Below are 15,113 nucleotides of genomic sequence, written 5' to 3'. Positions count from 1 at the left end.
GCGCCGCGCCCCGACGCGACGGCGCAGATCGGCTTAGGGTGGAGGCATGGCGACCCTGCCGCTCTTCCCGTTGGGCACCGTGCTCATGCCGGGGTCGCGGCTGCCGCTGCAGATCTTCGAGCCGCGCTACGTGCAGCTGCTGCGCGACCTGCTCGACGACCAGGACGAGCGCTCGCCGGTCTTCGGCGTCGTCGCGATCCGCGAGGGCTTCGAGGTCGGTGAGGACGGGGTGCGGGCGCTCCACCCGGTCGGCTGCGGGGCGCTGCTGACCCAGGCCGCGGCGCTCGAGGGCGCGCGCTTCCTCGTCGTCTCCGAGGGCACCGACCGCTTCCGTGTCGACGGCATCGACGAGTCCGCGGGCACGCCGTACGTCACCGCCCGCATCACCTGGCTCACCGAGCCCGACGGCGACGCGGCCTCCGTCGTGGCGCTCGCGGCGCAGCTGCGCACCGAGCTCGCGGCGTTCGCGGCTGCGGTCGGCGCCGACGCCGAGCTCCCCGACGACGACCGGGCGCTCGCGTATGCCGTGCCCGACACCGTGAGCCTCGACGTCGTCGACCGCCAGGCCCTGCTCGAGAGCGCCGACACGGAGTCGCGCCTGCGCCTCGGCATGCGCCTCGTGCGGCGCGAGCGGGAGTTCGCGGCCGCGCTGGGCGCCGTCGCCGCCCCGCCGACGCCCCCCTTCAGCCTCAACTGAACCGTCGAGGGGCCACTCTTCGTGGGTGCGCCACCGTCGAGAGGCCACTTTGTGTGGGTGCGCCACCGTCGAGAGGCCACCGTTCGGGCAGGCACGGCGCCCAGGCGAGGCAGCCCCGCGGAGTCAGCGGAGGGTCTTGAGGACCTCGGCACCGACGAGCCAGGTGGCGGCCGCCGCGACGAGCACGAAGGTCGCGTTCCAGACGAGGCGCGGCACGCGCGTCAGCGCGGCGAGCACGCCGGGGTCGCTGCCCGCGCTGCGGTCCTCGAGCACCGCCCCGAGGTGGCGCCAGGCCCCGACGACGAGGACGAGCCCGAGGCCGACGAGCACCTGGGACTGCAGCGTCTCGTCACGCCACCACCAGAGCGCGGCCGACCCGGGGAGCGCGACGACCATGACGACGGCGGTCAGCAACGACCGCACCCGCACGAGCGCGAAGAGCAGCACCGCGAGGCACCCCGTCAGCACTGGTGCCGCCCAGCCGCGCCCCGCCGCCCAGACGAGCAGGGCGCCCACGATCGCCGGCGCCGGGTAGCCCGCCCACGTCGAGGCGACCCGCCCGGCGCCGCGGACCGGTCCGCGGGTCACCGCGTGACCGGACATGTCGCCCCGGAGCACGAACCCGGTGAACGAGCGCCCGACGAGCACCCCGACGACGGCGTGCCCCAGCTCGTGCACGAGCGTGACGACGAGCCGGACGACGCCCCACACGGGCGGCGCGACGACGAGCGCGAGCGCGACCGCCAGCACGACGACCAGCCGCGGCGCCCCGAGGGCGACCTCACCCGTCGCCGGCACCACCCGGTCACCGATCGCCCGAAACACGTCCACGGGCGCGAACCTAGTCGACGGACCCGTGCGCCCCGCCCACGGCCGGCAAACCGTGGACGAGGCCGTCGCGCATCGGGAGCCCGCGAGGTAGCGTCGGCAGCAGTGTCGTCCCGGCGCAGTCGGCAGGAGTCCTCGTGGAGCTTCGCACCTCGGTCAACGACGAGCCGCGGCTCGTGCACGTGGAAGGCACGGAGTCGCTCGTCGACGTCGTGCGCGGCGAGCTCGGCCTGCCGGGCACGAAGCTCGTCTGCGGCAGCGGCGTGTGCGGCGCCTGCACCGTGCTCGTCGACGGCGAGCCGGTGCTCGGCTGCCTGACGCCCGCCACCCGGATGCGCGAGGCCAGCGTCACCACAGTCGAGGGCGTGGCCGACGGCGAGGACCTGCACCCCGTGCAGCGCGCCTTCGCCCACCACGACGGCCTCCAGTGCGGCTACTGCACGCCCGGCTTCGTCGTCGACGCCGTCGCCTTCCACGACCGGTGGCGTGCGGAGCGCGGCACGACCGAGCCCGACCGCGACACGATCGCCCGGGCGCTCGCCGGCCACCTCTGCCGGTGCGGGTCCTACGAGGGCATCTTCCGGGCCGTCGCCGCCGCCTGCCGTGGCGAGCACGACGCCGGGGCGCCGGACCAGCGGGTCGAGCGCGTCGACGCCCCCGCGAAGGTCACGGGCGCGGCCGTCTACACGACCGACGTGACGCTTCCCGGCATGCTCCACGCGGCCATCCGCCGCTCCGACGTGGCGGCCGCGGTCGTCGGGACGGTCACCTTCCCGCCCGGTGTCGTCGGCGTCGACGTGCTCGGCGACGACCGCCGGGTGCGCTGGGCGGGCCAGCCGATCGCCGTCGTCGCGGCCGAGACCGCGGCCGAGGCCCGCCGCCTGGCCCGCGAGCTCGACGTCCCCCTCACCCCGCAGCCGTTCGTCGTCGACCCCGACGAGGCGCTGCGCCCGGGCGCCCCGCTCGTCTATGCCGCCCGCGCCGACCGCAAGGAGGCTCCGAGCGCGAGCGAGGGCGGGGCCATGCCGGCGCCGTGGGACGGCAACCGGCACGGCCCGTCGCGGGCGCCCTTCCTCGGCACGCTCGCCAAGCGTCGCGTGGCCACGGCCCGAACCGCCGGCCGGCGTGGGCTCGTCGAGCTCGAGTTCCGCACGGCGCCGCAGGTGCACACGGCCTTCGAGCCGCACGCGTGCGTGGCCGACTGGAGCGACCCGCAGCACCTGCGGGTCTGGCTCAGCACGCAGGGCGTCGAGGCGATGCGCCAGGAGATCGCCGACCACTTCGACCTCGACCCGACCCAGGTGGAGGTGACCGCCGAGCACGTCGGCGGCGGTTTCGGGGCCAAGCTGGGCCTGACGATGGAGGCCGTCGGGGCGGTCTCGCTCAGCCGCCTCACCCGCCGCCCGGTGCGGCTCGTGCTCGACCGGCACGAGGAGCTGACCGCCACCGGCAACCGGCCGGGCAGCCGCACCCACGTCTCCCTCCTCGTCGACGACGCGACCCAGGCGATCCGCGCCCTCGTCGTCGACACCGACAGTCACGCGGGCGTCGCCGTCGGCAACAGCGTCGCGGCCCTGTCGATGCTCGTCTACGACCGCACCCCGCGCCTGGCCCGCGACGTCGACGTCGTGACGAACGCGCCACCCGGCTCGCCGTTCCGCGGCCCCGGCGGCCCGACGAACGCCTGGGCCCTCGAGCAGAGCGTCGACGAGGCCGCGCACCGCTTCGGTCGCGACCCCATCGAGCTGCGCGCGCAGTGGGACGGCAACCCCAAGCGCCAGGCCCTCTACCGGTGGGCGCAGGGCCTGTCGACGTGGCAGGACCGGCCGGCCACGGGGAGCGGGACGGGTCGCTACCGCCGTGGGGTGGGCGTGGCCGCGGGCAACTGGATCTACCTCGTCGACCCCGACTGCGAGGTCGTCGTCTCGGTGCGCGGGGGTCGGCTCACCGCCGCCACGGCGAGCCAGGACATGGGCACCGGCAGCCGCACCGTGCTCGCCCGGGCTGTCGCCGGCGTCTTCGGCGTCGACCCCGGCACCGTCGACGTGCAGCTCGGCCGCGCGCACGGCGGCACGACGCACGGCCCCGCCTCCGGGGGCAGCCGCACCACCGTCTCGCTCTGGTCGGCCGCCGTCGACGCCGCCACCGCCCTGCGCGACCGGGTCGGCGCCGACCTCGGCCGCGTGCCCGACGGCGCGTCGGCCTCGGCACGCCGGGGCGGCGACCGCGGGATGCGGGCCGTGCCCGTCACGATGAACGGCATCCAGGTCGGGCGCGGCTTCTCCGCCGCCGTCCACGTCAGCGAGGTCGAGGTCGACACCCGCACCGGCGCGACGCGGGTGCTGCGCGTGCACGGCGGCATCGCCGTCGGCCGCATCCACGCTCCCGTGCTCGCGCGCAGCCAGTGCGAGGGCTCGATCATCCAGGGCATCGGCCTCGCCCTCTTCGAGAACCAGGTGCTCGACCCGCACACCGGCCTCACCCTCACCGCCAACCTCGAGGACTACCGCATCCCACAGCTCGGCGACACCCCCGAGATCGACATCCACTTCCACGAGGAGGGCTGGGAGCGCGTGCCCGGCGGCGGCGTCGGGCTCGGTGAGGTCGCCACGGTCAGCCCGGCCGCCTCGATCGGCAACGCCATCTTCAACGCGACCGGCTGGCGCCCGCTCACCCTCCCCGTGCGGCCCGACCGCCTGCTCGAGGGCCTGCGCACCCACGCACGCAGCGAGGTGACCCGGTGAGCGTGACGCTGCTGACGGCATACGACGAGCGGCCCGAGGGCGTGGGCCCGGGTGCCGTCTACCGCGCGGGCGGCACCGACCTGCAGGAACGGCTGCGCACGACGGGCGCGACCCCGCACGTGCTCGACCTCACCGGGGTGCCCGGCTTCACCGCGATCGAGCGGACGGATGCCGCCACCACCCTCGGCGCCGGCGTCACCGTCGCGCGGGTGGCCCTCGAGCTCGCCGACCTCCCGGCGCTCGCGCTGACGGCCGCCGGGCTCGCGACCCCGCAGGTGCGCGCCACCGCGACCATCGGGGGCAACCTGCTGCAGCGCACCCGGTGCTGGTACTTCCGCCACCCGCACACGAGCTGCCTCAAGTCCGGCGGCACCACGTGCCCCGCGCGCGACGGCCGCCACCTCTACGGTGTCGCCTTCGACACCGCGCCGTGCGTGCACCCGCACCCGTCGTCGCTCGCCATGGCGCTGCTCACGTATGCCGCCATCGTCGACACGACGCAGCGTGACGGTCTGTCGGTGGCCGATCTCCTCGGCGACGGGTCGGACCCGACGCGCGACCACCTGCTCGCCGACGACGAGGTGCTGACCCGGGTCGTGCTGCCGGCGCCGGTCGCGGGCGAGCAGGCGGCGTACTTCCGCTCGATCAGCCGCTTCGAGGCCGAGTGGCCGCTCGTCGAGGCCGTCGTGCGGGTCGTGCGCGACGACGCCGGGGCGGTCACCGAGTGCGGCCTCGCGATCGGCGGGGTCGCGCCGGTCCCCCTGCGGCTCGGTGCCGTCGAGGACCTGCTGACCGGCTCGACCCTCGACGACGACACGATCGCCGCGGCCGCGCGGCGGGCCACCGAGGGCGCGAACCCGCTGCCCGAGACCGGCTACAAGGTGCAGCTCGTCGAGGCGACGGTGCGCGAGGTGCTCGAGCGCGTGCGCGCATGAGGGTGCTCGTCGTCTCGGACACGCACGCGCCGCGGCACTGGAAGGCGTGCCCGCCGGCCCTGCTGCCCGAGCTCGAGCGCGCCGAGCTCGTGCTGCACGCCGGCGACGTGTGCACGCCCGACGTGCTCGACCTGCTCGCCGGCTTCGCGCCGCTGCACGTCGTCCGCGGCAACAACGACGGCCCCGACGTCGCCGCGTGGGGCGCGCCCGACACCCTCGAGCTCGACCTCGCGGGCGTGAAGGTGGCGATGATCCACGACAGCGGCCAGAAGCAGGGGCGCAGCGCCCGCATGCGCCGCCGCTTCCCCGAGGCCGACCTCGTCGTCTTCGGCCACTCGCACATCCCGCTCGAGGAGGTGCCGGACGACCCGCGCACCGGCGTGCGCCTGCTCAACCCGGGCTCGCCCACCGACAAGCGGCGCCAGCCCACCGGCACGTATGCCGTCCTCGACCTTCGCGACGGCGCGATCGTCGACGCGCGGATCGAGCCGCTCGCGCGGTGAGGCGGCGTCAGTCGTCGGCGAGGTGCTCGACCCAGCGCCGGCCGGCGTCGCCGCCCCACGCGTCCCACGCCACCCGACCGGCGCTCGGGTAGCCCTCCTCGCCGCGGTGGAAGCCGGTGGCATCGGCGTCCTTGGCGTGCCGGGAGAAGTAGTTGCGCATCCGCTTCACGACGTCGTCGCTGACGGCCTCGCCCCCGGCGAGCTGGGCGGCCCGACGACGACCGGTGTCGGTGAAGTTCGCGCCGGCCTTGCCGTCCTCGATCCACTTCTGGGCGCGCCGCGCCGCCTCCTGCACGCCCTTGGGCGGCTCGTGCGTGGCCATGTGGCTCCTTCCGTCGGTCCACGTTCGCAGGAGTCGTACCCCGTCGGCACGGGCCGACCCCGCCCCGGCCCGGGACCGTCGAGTGGCCACCTCTTGCGGGTGCTGACCGTCGAGTGGCCACCTCTTGCGGGTGCTCGCCGTCGAAGGGCCAACGCGCGGCGCCGCCACCGGGCCCGGCGGACGGGTCGCGGCCGCGACGCGGGTCAGAGCACGCGCAGGTAGCAGAGCATCCGGGAGTCGGTGCCGGGCTCGACGTCGGTGAAGCCGTGCCGCTCGTAGAACCGCCGCGTGTCGACGTCGACCTCGTCGACGTTGATGAGCACCTCGCCCGCACCGCGCTCCGCGACGAGACGCAGCGCCTCGCGGAGGACGAGCGTCCCGATCCCCTGGTCGCGCAGAGCGGGTCGCACGTAGAGCTCCTCGAGCTGAGCGAGCGGGCCGTCGTAGTAGGGCGTCGGTCGCAGGGTGAGCAGGGCGAACCCGACCCCGTCGGGGTGCCCGGCCGCCTCCGCCAGCACGACGAGCACGTCGGGCAGGGCCAGCAGCGAGGCGAACCGGGTCGTGAGCTCGGCGGCCGTCGGTCCCGGCGCGTCGAACTCCTCGTTGAAGTCGCGCAGCAGGTGCCCGACGTCGGGCGCGTCGTGCACGGCCGCGACCCGGACGCGGGTCTCGCCCGGCCCCGTCGCGCCCGGGGCCACGCTCACCAGCCCCAGGAGCCGGGGCGACCCTTGAACGGCCCGACGACGCGGTCGGTGATCCAGCCGCCGTAGAAGCCGCCGTCCTGCGGGCGCACCCGCTCGCCGTCGACGAAGCAGCCGTCGACGAGCCCGGGCATGACGGCGACGTGACCCGACAGCACGGCATACGTCGGCACGGGCTCGGGGTAGGTCCAGGCGGCCCGGGCGGCGCGGCGCCCGCCCCCGACGACGTCGAAGTAGGCCGCCTCGCCCTTCCACTCGCAGACGCTGCTGCCCGCGGTGGGCACGAGCGAGCCGTCGACGAAGGCGTCGAGGGGCAGGTAGTAGGTGGGCGGGTGGCTCGTCTCGAGCACACGCAGGCTCGCCCGCGTGCGCGCGACGACCTCGCCGCCGAGGTGCACCTCGACGAGCTCGCCGCTCGGGTCGACGGCCGGCGGGCGGGGGTAGTCCCACACCGACTCCTGCCCCGGACCGGGCGGGAGCGGCACCGGCCGGCTCACGCGCCGCCGCCGCAGATGGTCTCGAGGCCGGTCGCGAGCCGGTCGACGTCCTCGGCGTTCGTGTAGGGCGCGAGCCCCATCCGCAGTCCGCCCGTCGCACCGAGGCCGAGGTGGTGGCTGCACTCCCACGCGTAGAAGTGGCCGGCGGGCGCGTTGACGCCGCGGGCGGCGAGCCCCTCGCGCAGCGCCTGTGGCTCGTGCCCCTCGACGGTGACGAGCAGCGTGGGCGTGCGCCGCTTGGCGTTGGAGTATGCCGTCAGCCCCGGGATCGCGCGCAGGCGCTCCTCCAGCGCGGCCAGCAGCGAGTCCTCGTGCTCCTCGAGGGCCGCGAACGAGGTGAGCAGGCGCTCGCGGCGCGGGCGTTCCGTCCCGTCGGACGTGGGGTCTCCCGGCACGAGGTCGGCGAGGAAGTCGACGGCCGCGGTCGTGCCGGCGAGCAGCTCGTAGGGCAGCGTGCCGAGCTCGAAGCGCTCGGGCACGGCGTCGCTCGAGGGCAGCAGCTTGGCCGGGTGCAGCGTCTCGAGCAGGGCCGGGTCGGCGGCGAGCACGCCGTGGTGCGGCCCGAGGAACTTGTAGGGCGAGCACACCCAGAAGTCGGCGCCGCTCGCCGGCACGTCGGTGGCGACGTGGGCGCTCGCGTGGACGCCGTCGATCCAGAGCAGGGCGCCGGCGGCGTGGACGACGTCGGCGATGGCGGGCACGTCGGGCCGCGTGCCGATGAGGTTCGACGCGGCGGTGACGGCCACGAGGCGGGTGCGCTCGCCGACGACGGCCTCGACCGCGTGGGGCTCGAGCTCACCGGTGGCCGGGTCGAAGTCGGCCCACCGCACCGTCGCACCGGCGGCCTCGGCCGCGAGCACCCACGGGCGGATGTTCGCGTCGTGGTCGAGCCGGCTGACGACGACCTCGTCGCCCGGTCCCCAGCCGGCCGCGAGGGTGCGGGCGAGGTGGAAGGTCAGCTCGGTGGCGCTGCGCCCGAAGACGATGCCGGCGGGATCGACGGCGAGCAGGTCGCCCATCGCCTCACGGGCGTCGACGACGACTCGGTCGGCCCGGCGCTCGGCCGGGGTGACGCTGCCGCGGTTCGAGATGGCCGAGGTCAGGGTCTCGACGACGGCGGTCGCGACGGTGTCGGGCACCTGCGACCCGCCGGGGCCGTCGAAGTGCGCCGCGCCCTCGCGCAGGGCGGGGAAGTGCCAGCGGATCCGGTCGACGTCGTAGCCAGGGGCGTGCATGTCCTCATCTTCGCGCATGCCGGCCGTGCGCGGACGTGGGCCACCGGACGTGAGCACGGGCACGCGCCCCGTGGCGAGCCGCGGCTCCCGGCGCGGTGGCGTCGGGAGCCGCGGGCTCGACGGTGTGGGCGGGTCAGGGGGTGACGGCGCCGTCCTCGAAGAGCCGGGGCACCCGGTGGTTGGCGAGGAACCGGTCGTCCGGGTCGAGCGCCGAGCGGATCCCCTTGAGCTGGCGCCAGACCGACGCGTCGTAGCCGGTGCTGACGTCGACGTCGTTCTCCGCGAAGTTGAGGTAGCTCCTCCCGGTCGACCACGGCCGCAGCGACGCGGTGAGCCGCTCGGCGTCGAGTTGCCCCTGGGCCGCGAGCTCCGGCGTCGCCGCGACCGCCACGGCGAACACGGCGTAGGCCGCGTCGATGCGGGCGAGCGCGCCGTGCTCCTCCGGGGTGCGCCCGAGCGCCCCGCCGAGCTGGCGCAGCTCGGCGGCGAGGAGCGAGGAGGTCGACCCGGGCCCGACCTGCTCGAGGAGCGTGTCGATGGCCGCGTCGCCCAGCTCGCCCACGAGCGTGCTGTCGGAGACGGCGGGCGTCGGGCCCTCCGGGTCCAGGTGGAGGCGCGGCAGGGCACGCGCCGGCATCCGGCCGAAGGTGTCGATCTCGGGCCCCAGCCCGCGCAGCAGCCCGAGGATCGAGCGGGCCTCCGCGTCGCAGCCGAGCACCGCGCCGTCGATGACGACGAGCGAGCGGCCGCGGATCGGCTCGGGCACCGTCGGCAGCGGGGGCACGTCGAGGAAGCGGAACGAGGTCGTCACCGCGTCGGGGGCCCCGGGCGCCCAGTCGGCCCAGCGCCGCAGCACGCGCTCGGCGTGGTCGCGGTCCCAGACGAGCATGCCCGCATACGCCGTCTCGATCGGGAAGAGGCGGAACTCGAGCGCCGTGACGACGCCGAAGTTGCCGCCGCCGCCGCGCAGCGCCCAGAAGAGCTCGCGGTTCTCGGTGGCGTCGGCGCGCACGTGCTCGCCGTCGGCGGTGACGAGCTCGACGGCGGTGAGGCTGTTCGCGGCCAGGCCGAGCTGGCGGGCGTACCAGCCCATGCCACCGCCGAGGCTGTAGCCGGCGATGCCGACGTCGGGCGAGCTGCCGTGCAGGGCCGCGAGCCGGTGGTCGGCGGCCGGCTCGGTGGCGTCCATCCACAGGGCGCCGCCCTCGACGCGGGCGAGGCGCCGGGTCGGGTCGATCGTGACGCCCCGCATGCGCTCGGTGCGCACGACGACGACGTCGGAGAGGCCCTGGGCGGCGAGCGGGCCGGCGTTGTGGCCGGTGCTCTGCGGCGCGACGCGCAGGCCGGCGGCAGCCGCGGCGCGCACGACCTCCTGCACGTGCGCGACGGTCCGGGGCAGGGCGACGGCGGCGGGGCGCTGGTCGACCGCGACGTTCCACGGCACGCGGGCGGCGTCGTAGCCGGGGTCGCCGGGCAGGTGCACCGCACCGTCGCAGAGCCCGGTCAGGGTCGCGGCGGGGGTCGTGGCCGCTCGGGCGGTGGGGGTGAGGCTGGTGGTGGTCATGCTGTTCTCCTGGGTGCTGGTCGCGACCTCGTCGTCGCGGGGAGGCGCGACCTGTCGTCGCGCGGCCGGCCGCGCTCGTGGCGCGCCGACGGCCCCGGTCGGGGCACGACCTGTCAGAGACCGAAGGCCACGCGCTGATACGTCACCGTTCCGACTGCCTGAAACGTCCGTCTCCTTCGGAATCAGTCGTGTGCAGGCCGTGGTGCCGGCCGTGGTGCGCGCCGAGGGGCATGCTGGGTAGGTGGACGACATGACCACCGACACCGCGCGCGACCTCATGCTCGACGGCTTCGGCCGCATCCGCGACGGCGTGCCGCCGGTCGTCGACGGCCTCACCGTCGACGAGCTGCTCTGGCGCCCCGACCCCGACGCCAACCACGTCGCGTGGCTCGTCTGGCACCTCGCCCGCCAGCAGGACGATCAGGTGGCAGGGCTCGCCGGTGGCACCTCGGCGTGGCTCGAGCAGGGCTGGGTCGACCGCTTCGGGCTGCCCTACGACCGCGACGCGCACGGCTGGAGCATGAGCTCGACCGACGTCGGGCGCTTCACCGTCGCCGACCCCGCGCTCTTCGCGAGCTACCACGCGGCCGTGCACGAGCGGACGACGAGCCTGCTCGAGGGCCTCGACGCCGAGGGCTACGCGCGCGTCGTCGACCGCCAGTGGGACCCGCCGGTCACCGTCGGGGTGCGCCTGGTCTCGGTGCTGGACGATGCCGCCAAGCACCTCGGGCAGGCCGAGTACGTGCGGGGGCTCATCGACCGCCGCCGCTGATCGAGGGCCGCTGGTCGAGGGCCGTTGGTCGAGGGCAGCCGCCGAGCGCGCCGTCAGCGGTCGAGCAGCAGGTAGCCCACGGCGGGGCCGACGAAGCACACGAGCAGGAACGACCAGCCTCCGGTCAGCCGCCGACCGGTGTGCCCGGTCTCGGGCACGCCCGGGGGCGGGCCGGAGACGAGCAGGAAGAGCGGCAGGGCGACGACACCGGCCGGGGAGAAGAGGGCCCAGAACCAGGCCCACCTCGTGGCCCACCACGGCTGCGGGCCGTTGGCGAGCAGCACGAGCGCGGCGACCCACAGGGCCAGGGCCGCTCCGGGCAGCCACGACGGCAGTCGCCACCCCGCGAAGGTCGTGCTCGACTCCGGCCAGCCCGTGACGACGACGCGCACCGACGGGTCGAGCGCCCGCAGCTCGTCCGCCACGGCCCGGGTGACGACCTCGGTGCGCTGCGATCCCCCCGGGACCGCCACCGATGGGTCGCTGACCTGGACCACCTGCGCGAAGCGGTTGCGGTTCTGGTCGGTCCAGGCGAGGGAGACCGTGGCATAGCCCGTCGAGCCGTCGGGAAGGGCACCGGAGACCTGCACCTCGCTCACCCCGCCTCCGCTGACGCCGTCCAGGAGGTCGCCATACGTCGCGGGTGACGAGCCGAGGAGCAGCACGGAGCCGACGAGGCCGAGGGCCTCGATGAGCAGCGCATAACGGCCCGCGCCCTGCCCGGTGGGGCGGCTGGGGCACGCGTGGTGAGGGTGGTCACGCGTGCCGTCGTGCACGGCTCGTCCACAGGATGGGATGCGAAAATGGAGGGCAATGACCTCCCCTGCCGCCCTCGCCGCCCCCGCCGTCGCGTCCCGCACCGACGGCGTCGCCGTGCCCGCCTCGGCGCCCGCGACGCACCCGCGCCACGACGACGAGCGGCACCGGCGCCTGGCCCTCATCGCCCACGGCCGGCGGGGTCGACTCGTCGCGACCCTCGCCGTCGTGCTCGCGCTCGCCGGGGTCAACGTGGCCACCCACGTGCTCGGCTGGGACACCATGTGGCTCGGCCCCGTCGGCGCGGTCGCGCTGCTCGCCTTCGCGCGGTGGCAGGGCCTCACCTGGCACCAGCTCGGCCTGGCCCGGCACACGCACGCGCGCGGCATCCGCTGGGGCCTCGGCGTCATCGGGGTCGTCGGCCTCGTCTACCTCGTCGGCATCCTGCTGCCCTCGACCCGCACCGCCTTCCTCGACGCGCGCTACCACCTGCCGCCGGCCGGTGCCCTGCTCACGGCGTTCGTGCTCATCCCCGTCGGCACCATCCTGCTCGAGGAGGTCGCGTTCCGCTCGGTGCTCTGGGGCTTCCTCTCCCGGCACGCCCGGATGTGGCAGGTGCTCGCCGGCTCGTCGCTGCTCTTCGGCCTCTGGCACGTCTTCCCGGCGATGGCCTCGGCCACCGGCAACGAGGCGATCGGCTCGGCCGTGGCCGGTCTGGGCCCCTTCGCCAAGCTCGCCGTGGTCGGGGGCACCGTGCTCTTCACGGCCCTCGGTGGGGTGCTCGCCGGCGAGCTGCGCCGACGCAGTGGCAGCCTCTTCGCGAGCGTCGGCATGCACTGGGCCACGAACGCCCTCGGCGTGCTCTTCGGCGTGCTCGCCTGGCGCCTCGCCGCCTGACGCCGCCACCGGCATCCGGCGTCGGCAGCCGGTCCGTCCCGGGCGGGGCGCAGCCCTGCGACACTGACCGGCATGGACGGCATGGACGGCTTCACGATCAGGCCCGCGCGCCCCGAGGACCACGCCCGCCTCGGTGACCTGACCGCGGCCGCCTACCTCGACGACGGCCTGCTCGACCTCGGCGCGGACGACCCGTACCTCGAGGTGCTGCGCGACGTCGCCCGCCGGGCCGAGCACGCCGAGGTGCTCGTGGCGCTCGACCCGGCGGGTGTCGTGCTCGGCGGCGTCGCCTTCGTCGAGGGTCCCGGGCCCTTCGCCGACGTCGCCCGCGACGGCGAGGCGGAGTTCCGCACCCTCGCCGTCGCTCCGGAGGGCCGCGGTCGCGGCGTCGGCACGGCGCTCGTGCGCGCCTGCCTCGACCGGGCCCGGGCCCTCGGCCGCGACCGCGTCGTGCTCTCGACCCAGCCGATGATGCACGCCGCCCACCGCGTCTACGAGCGCTTCGGCTTCACCCGGGCGCCCGAGCGCGACTGGTCGCCGATCGGCACCCTCCAGCTGCTCGTCTACGAGCTCGAGCTCGCCCCTGCCGAGGCCTGAGCCGCCGCCCGCTCCTGCGCCGCGGCTGCGGACCGCTCGACCAGGGCACGCACCTCCGCGGTGATCGACGGGTCGAGCTCGACGTGCGCCTCGAGCAGGCGCAGCAGCGTCGCCGCCGCGTGCGCGTTGCGCTCGTAGCCGGGCACGAGGTCGGCGAGCGGCAGCAGGTCGTCGTCGAACCGCCGCTCGACGCCGCGGTCGACGACGAAGACGTCCTGCCGCGCGGTGCGGCCGAGCCCGAGGTGGCCGAGCACGGTGATCCAGCGGTCGACGGCATACCCCTGGATGAAGCGGGTCGCCGTGAGCCGCTCGCCCCGCAGGTCGCGGTGCAGCCCGACGTAGAGGTTCGTCATCGCCTCGCCGACCTGGTGGGCGAGCGGCTCGGGCCGGGGCACGGGCGTCCGTGGCTGCTCGAGCCCGTCGGGGGCGTCGGTGCGGCGCCAGTGCACGCGGCCGGGCGGGTAGCCGGCGGTCGCCATCTCGTCGAGCGTGAAGACGGCGTACTCCGCGAAGAGGCCGTCGCGCAGCAGCGCCTTGCGACCGGCACCACTGTTCTCGAACGACCACTGCACGGGGTGGGCGGCGTCGAGCCAGTCGATGTCGGCGAGGTAGCGGTCGCGCGCGGCCACGTCGTCGACGACGACGAAGAAGTCGGCGTCCGAGTGCTCGTCGAGGCGGTGGAGGTCGCGCCCCACGGAGCCGAGGCCCAGCAGGGCCACGGCGTCGCCGCGGCGCTCGAGCTCGGCGCCGAGCCGGTCGAGGAAGGCGAGCAGCCGCTCGGGCACGTCGGAGGGGGAGGCCACGACGGCGGGCGTGGGTGGGGTGGGCGAGGACGGCATCCGTCGTCTCCTTCGGTGGAGGTCGACGTGTCATCCCGCCCGGCCGGGTGCCGTCGGGGTCGCGACACCGGCAGCGTATGCCGGGTGCGACCTCCCACGGAAGGGGTCGGCGAGGGGTGTGCGGAGCGCGGACCGCGTGGCAGGCTGGACAGGTGCCCGTGACGATCGAGGACGTGCGGCGGGTGGCGGAGCCGCTCCCGCGGTCGACCGAGGTGCTCGTGCGCGACCGCGTGACGTTCCGCGTCGGGAGGGTCGTGTGGCTCGCCTTCTCCGCGGACGAGACGCAGCTCGGGTTCGCCTTCCCGCGGGAGGAGCGCGACGTGCTCGTCACGAGCGAGCCGGCGGTCTTCCTGCTGCCGCGGCCCTCCGACCTGCGGTTCAACTGGGTGGAGGCGCGCCTCGACGCGCTCGAGCCGGAGCGGATGCGCGAGATCGTCGTCGACGCGTGGCGCTTCGTCGTGCCGCGCACCGTGGCGCTGGCGCCCGGCAGTCCCTGAGCGACGCGGGCCGCCCGGCCGGCCTCGCGAGGCAACGGCGCGCAGTCATCGCGGGCCCACCGGGCCGGCACAGCGACGCCACAGCGGCGCTCGCGACGGTGGGGGCATCCACCTGACGAAGGAGAGCCCCGATGAGCACCGTCCCCCGCGCCCTGCGCCGAGCCCGACGGTGGACCGCCGGCCTGTTGACCGCCTCCACCGTCCTCGTCGGCGCCGTCGGCATCCACCTCGCGCAGACCCAGGGCCAGAGCGTCGCCACCCAGACCGTGTCGCAGAGCTCGAGCCAGACGTCCAGCCAGACGTCCAGCCAGACCTCGGGCGACGACTCCGGCACCGCGAGCTCCGGTTTCGGAGCGGTGGCCCCCGTCGGCGGCAGCAACGCGCAGGGCCAGACCCGCTCGGGCGGCTCGTGATGGACCGCGCGACGCTCCCCCCGACGCTCCCCCCGACGCCCGTCCCGGCCGCCGTGGCCACCTCCGCGACCTTCCGCGCCATCGGCACGAGCAACACGGTGCTCGTGACCCGTCCCGAGGTTGTCGGTGACGCCCTCGCGATCGCCCGTGGCCACCTCGAGCAGGTCGACGCCGCGGTGAGCCGCTTCCGACCCGACTCCGAGGTGAGCCGGCTCGCCGAGAAGGCCCGCCACGCGCCGGCCGAGGCGTTCGTGTCGCCGGTGTTCACGGCATACCTGCTCGCGGCGCTGCGCGTCGCACGCCTGACGGGCGGGCT

General features: G+C 75.7%; 17 protein-coding genes and 1 pseudogene. 10 read left to right on the top strand and 8 right to left on the bottom strand.

The genetic code is table 11. The annotated features are described in order from the left end of the window. Positions 1 to 46: 46 nt before the first annotated feature. Positions 47 to 697: an LON peptidase substrate-binding domain-containing protein gene (locus tag ABD979_RS01790; protein ID WP_345505715.1), complete on the top strand. Its 651-nt coding sequence runs from the start codon at positions 47 to 49 to the stop codon at positions 695 to 697. A gap of 123 nt (positions 698 to 820) precedes the next feature. Here ABD979_RS01790 and ABD979_RS01785 read toward each other — a convergent pair whose 3' ends face one another. Further along, a complete protein-coding gene (locus ABD979_RS01785) occupies positions 821 to 1,528 on the bottom strand; it encodes a M50 family metallopeptidase (RefSeq protein ID WP_345505714.1) in 708 nt (235 codons plus the stop codon). 134 nt (positions 1,529 to 1,662) lie between these two features. Between ABD979_RS01785 and ABD979_RS01780 the strand changes: the two genes are divergently transcribed. Genes ABD979_RS01780 through ABD979_RS01770 form a run of 3 tightly spaced genes read left to right on the top strand, consistent with a single transcriptional unit; the run spans position 1,663 to position 5,707 of the window. Continuing rightward, positions 1,663 to 4,269, top strand: a complete 2,607-nt coding sequence (locus tag ABD979_RS01780; RefSeq protein ID WP_345505713.1) for a molybdopterin-dependent oxidoreductase — start codon at positions 1,663 to 1,665, stop codon at positions 4,267 to 4,269. Beyond that, positions 4,266 to 5,204, top strand: coding sequence for an FAD binding domain-containing protein (locus ABD979_RS01775; protein WP_345505712.1), 939 nt, complete (start codon positions 4,266 to 4,268; stop codon positions 5,202 to 5,204). Before ABD979_RS01780 ends, ABD979_RS01775 begins: the two co-directional genes overlap by 4 nt. Then, entirely contained in the window at positions 5,201 to 5,707 is a 507-nt protein-coding gene (locus ABD979_RS01770; RefSeq protein WP_345505711.1) for a metallophosphoesterase family protein, read from the top strand. Before ABD979_RS01775 ends, ABD979_RS01770 begins: the two co-directional genes overlap by 4 nt. A gap of 7 nt (positions 5,708 to 5,714) precedes the next feature. Here the strand turns inward: ABD979_RS01770 and ABD979_RS01765 are convergent, their stop codons facing one another. From ABD979_RS01765 to ABD979_RS01745, 5 genes are all read right to left on the bottom strand, one after another. Continuing rightward, positions 5,715 to 6,029 carry a hypothetical protein gene (locus ABD979_RS01765; RefSeq protein WP_345505710.1) on the bottom strand — a complete coding sequence of 105 codons (315 nt, stop codon included), beginning with the start codon at positions 6,027 to 6,029 and terminating at the stop codon, positions 5,715 to 5,717. 203 nt (positions 6,030 to 6,232) lie between these two features. After that, a complete protein-coding gene (locus ABD979_RS01760) occupies positions 6,233 to 6,727 on the bottom strand; it encodes a GNAT family N-acetyltransferase (RefSeq protein WP_345505771.1) in 495 nt (164 codons plus the stop codon). A 2-nt stretch (positions 6,728 to 6,729) separates the two neighbouring features. After that, entirely contained in the window at positions 6,730 to 7,227 is a 498-nt protein-coding gene (locus ABD979_RS01755; RefSeq protein WP_345505709.1) for a DUF427 domain-containing protein, read from the bottom strand. Next, complete coding sequence (locus tag ABD979_RS01750; protein WP_345505708.1) at positions 7,224 to 8,462, bottom strand: cysteine desulfurase-like protein; 1,239 nt, start codon at positions 8,460 to 8,462, stop codon at positions 7,224 to 7,226. Before ABD979_RS01750 ends, ABD979_RS01755 begins: the two co-directional genes overlap by 4 nt. 133 nt (positions 8,463 to 8,595) lie before the next feature. Then, positions 8,596 to 10,026, bottom strand: coding sequence for an FAD-binding oxidoreductase (locus tag ABD979_RS01745; RefSeq protein ID WP_345505707.1), 1,431 nt, complete (start codon positions 10,024 to 10,026; stop codon positions 8,596 to 8,598). A gap of 250 nt (positions 10,027 to 10,276) precedes the next feature. On the opposite strand from ABD979_RS01745, the gene ABD979_RS01740 reads away from it, so the two are divergent. Then, the gene (locus ABD979_RS01740) at positions 10,277 to 10,798 is read left to right on the top strand and encodes a mycothiol transferase (protein WP_345505706.1); all 522 of its coding nucleotides are present in this window, start codon (positions 10,277 to 10,279) and stop codon (positions 10,796 to 10,798) included. A 53-nt stretch (positions 10,799 to 10,851) separates the two neighbouring features. Here the strand turns inward: ABD979_RS01740 and ABD979_RS01735 are convergent, their stop codons facing one another. Further along, positions 10,852 to 11,574 carry a hypothetical protein gene (locus ABD979_RS01735; protein ID WP_345505705.1) on the bottom strand — a complete coding sequence of 241 codons (723 nt, stop codon included), beginning with the start codon at positions 11,572 to 11,574 and terminating at the stop codon, positions 10,852 to 10,854. Positions 11,575 to 11,611: 37 nt separating this feature from the next. On the opposite strand from ABD979_RS01735, the gene ABD979_RS01730 reads away from it, so the two are divergent. Together ABD979_RS01730 and ABD979_RS01725 are read left to right on the top strand one after the other, a co-directional pair. Beyond that, positions 11,612 to 12,451: a CPBP family intramembrane glutamic endopeptidase gene (locus ABD979_RS01730; protein ID WP_345505704.1), complete on the top strand. Its 840-nt coding sequence runs from the start codon at positions 11,612 to 11,614 to the stop codon at positions 12,449 to 12,451. Between the two features lie 72 nt (positions 12,452 to 12,523). Next, on the top strand, positions 12,524 to 13,048 hold the full coding sequence (locus ABD979_RS01725; protein WP_345505703.1) for a GNAT family N-acetyltransferase: 525 nt from the start codon (positions 12,524 to 12,526) through the stop codon (positions 13,046 to 13,048). On the opposite strand, the gene ABD979_RS01720 is transcribed toward ABD979_RS01725, so the two are convergent. Continuing rightward, on the bottom strand, positions 13,015 to 13,887 hold the full coding sequence (locus ABD979_RS01720; RefSeq protein WP_345505702.1) for a hypothetical protein: 873 nt from the start codon (positions 13,885 to 13,887) through the stop codon (positions 13,015 to 13,017). The two genes, ABD979_RS01725 and ABD979_RS01720, sit on opposite strands and share 34 nt — an antisense overlap. Positions 13,888 to 14,039: 152 nt before the next feature. Between ABD979_RS01720 and ABD979_RS01715 the strand changes: the two genes are divergently transcribed. The 3 genes and pseudogenes from ABD979_RS01715 to ABD979_RS20075 all read left to right on the top strand — a co-directional run. Beyond that, positions 14,040 to 14,384 carry an MmcQ/YjbR family DNA-binding protein gene (locus ABD979_RS01715; RefSeq protein WP_345505701.1) on the top strand — a complete coding sequence of 115 codons (345 nt, stop codon included), beginning with the start codon at positions 14,040 to 14,042 and terminating at the stop codon, positions 14,382 to 14,384. A 131-nt stretch (positions 14,385 to 14,515) separates the two neighbouring features. Beyond that, positions 14,516 to 14,797: a hypothetical protein gene (locus ABD979_RS01710; RefSeq protein WP_345505700.1), complete on the top strand. Its 282-nt coding sequence runs from the start codon at positions 14,516 to 14,518 to the stop codon at positions 14,795 to 14,797. After that, positions 14,797 to 15,075 (top strand): annotated as a pseudogene (locus ABD979_RS20075) (hypothetical protein); the annotation flags it as partial. The gene ABD979_RS01710 and the pseudogene ABD979_RS20075, both read left to right, overlap by 1 nt. Between the last annotated feature and the right edge of the window lie 38 nt (positions 15,076 to 15,113).

The sequence above is a fragment of the Terrabacter aeriphilus genome, assembly GCF_039542985.1.
GTDB classification, from domain to species: Bacteria; Actinomycetota; Actinomycetes; order Actinomycetales; family Dermatophilaceae; genus Terrabacter; species Terrabacter aeriphilus.
Note: the sequence above shows the minus strand (reverse complement) of the source record. Positions and strands in the feature narration are given on the sequence as shown.

Bases quoted from the DNA above. Each gene is read 5' to 3' on its own strand.
- ABD979_RS01745 (WP_345505707.1), bottom strand. From the start codon at position 10,026: ATGACCACCACCAGCCTCACCCCCACCGCCCGAGCGGCCACGACCCCC.
- ABD979_RS01730 (WP_345505704.1), top strand. From the start codon at position 11,612: ATGACCTCCCCTGCCGCCCTCGCCGCCCCCGCCGTCGCGTCCCGCACC.
- ABD979_RS01770 (WP_345505711.1), top strand. From the start codon at position 5,201: ATGAGGGTGCTCGTCGTCTCGGACACGCACGCGCCGCGGCACTGGAAG.
- ABD979_RS01790 (WP_345505715.1), top strand. From the start codon at position 47: ATGGCGACCCTGCCGCTCTTCCCGTTGGGCACCGTGCTCATGCCGGGG.
- ABD979_RS01725 (WP_345505703.1), top strand. From the start codon at position 12,524: ATGGACGGCATGGACGGCTTCACGATCAGGCCCGCGCGCCCCGAGGAC.
- ABD979_RS01720 (WP_345505702.1), bottom strand. From the start codon at position 13,887: ATGCCGTCCTCGCCCACCCCACCCACGCCCGCCGTCGTGGCCTCCCCC.
- ABD979_RS01740 (WP_345505706.1), top strand. From the start codon at position 10,277: ATGACCACCGACACCGCGCGCGACCTCATGCTCGACGGCTTCGGCCGC.
- ABD979_RS01750 (WP_345505708.1), bottom strand. From the start codon at position 8,462: ATGCACGCCCCTGGCTACGACGTCGACCGGATCCGCTGGCACTTCCCC.
- ABD979_RS01710 (WP_345505700.1), top strand. From the start codon at position 14,516: ATGAGCACCGTCCCCCGCGCCCTGCGCCGAGCCCGACGGTGGACCGCC.
- ABD979_RS01765 (WP_345505710.1), bottom strand. From the start codon at position 6,029: ATGGCCACGCACGAGCCGCCCAAGGGCGTGCAGGAGGCGGCGCGGCGC.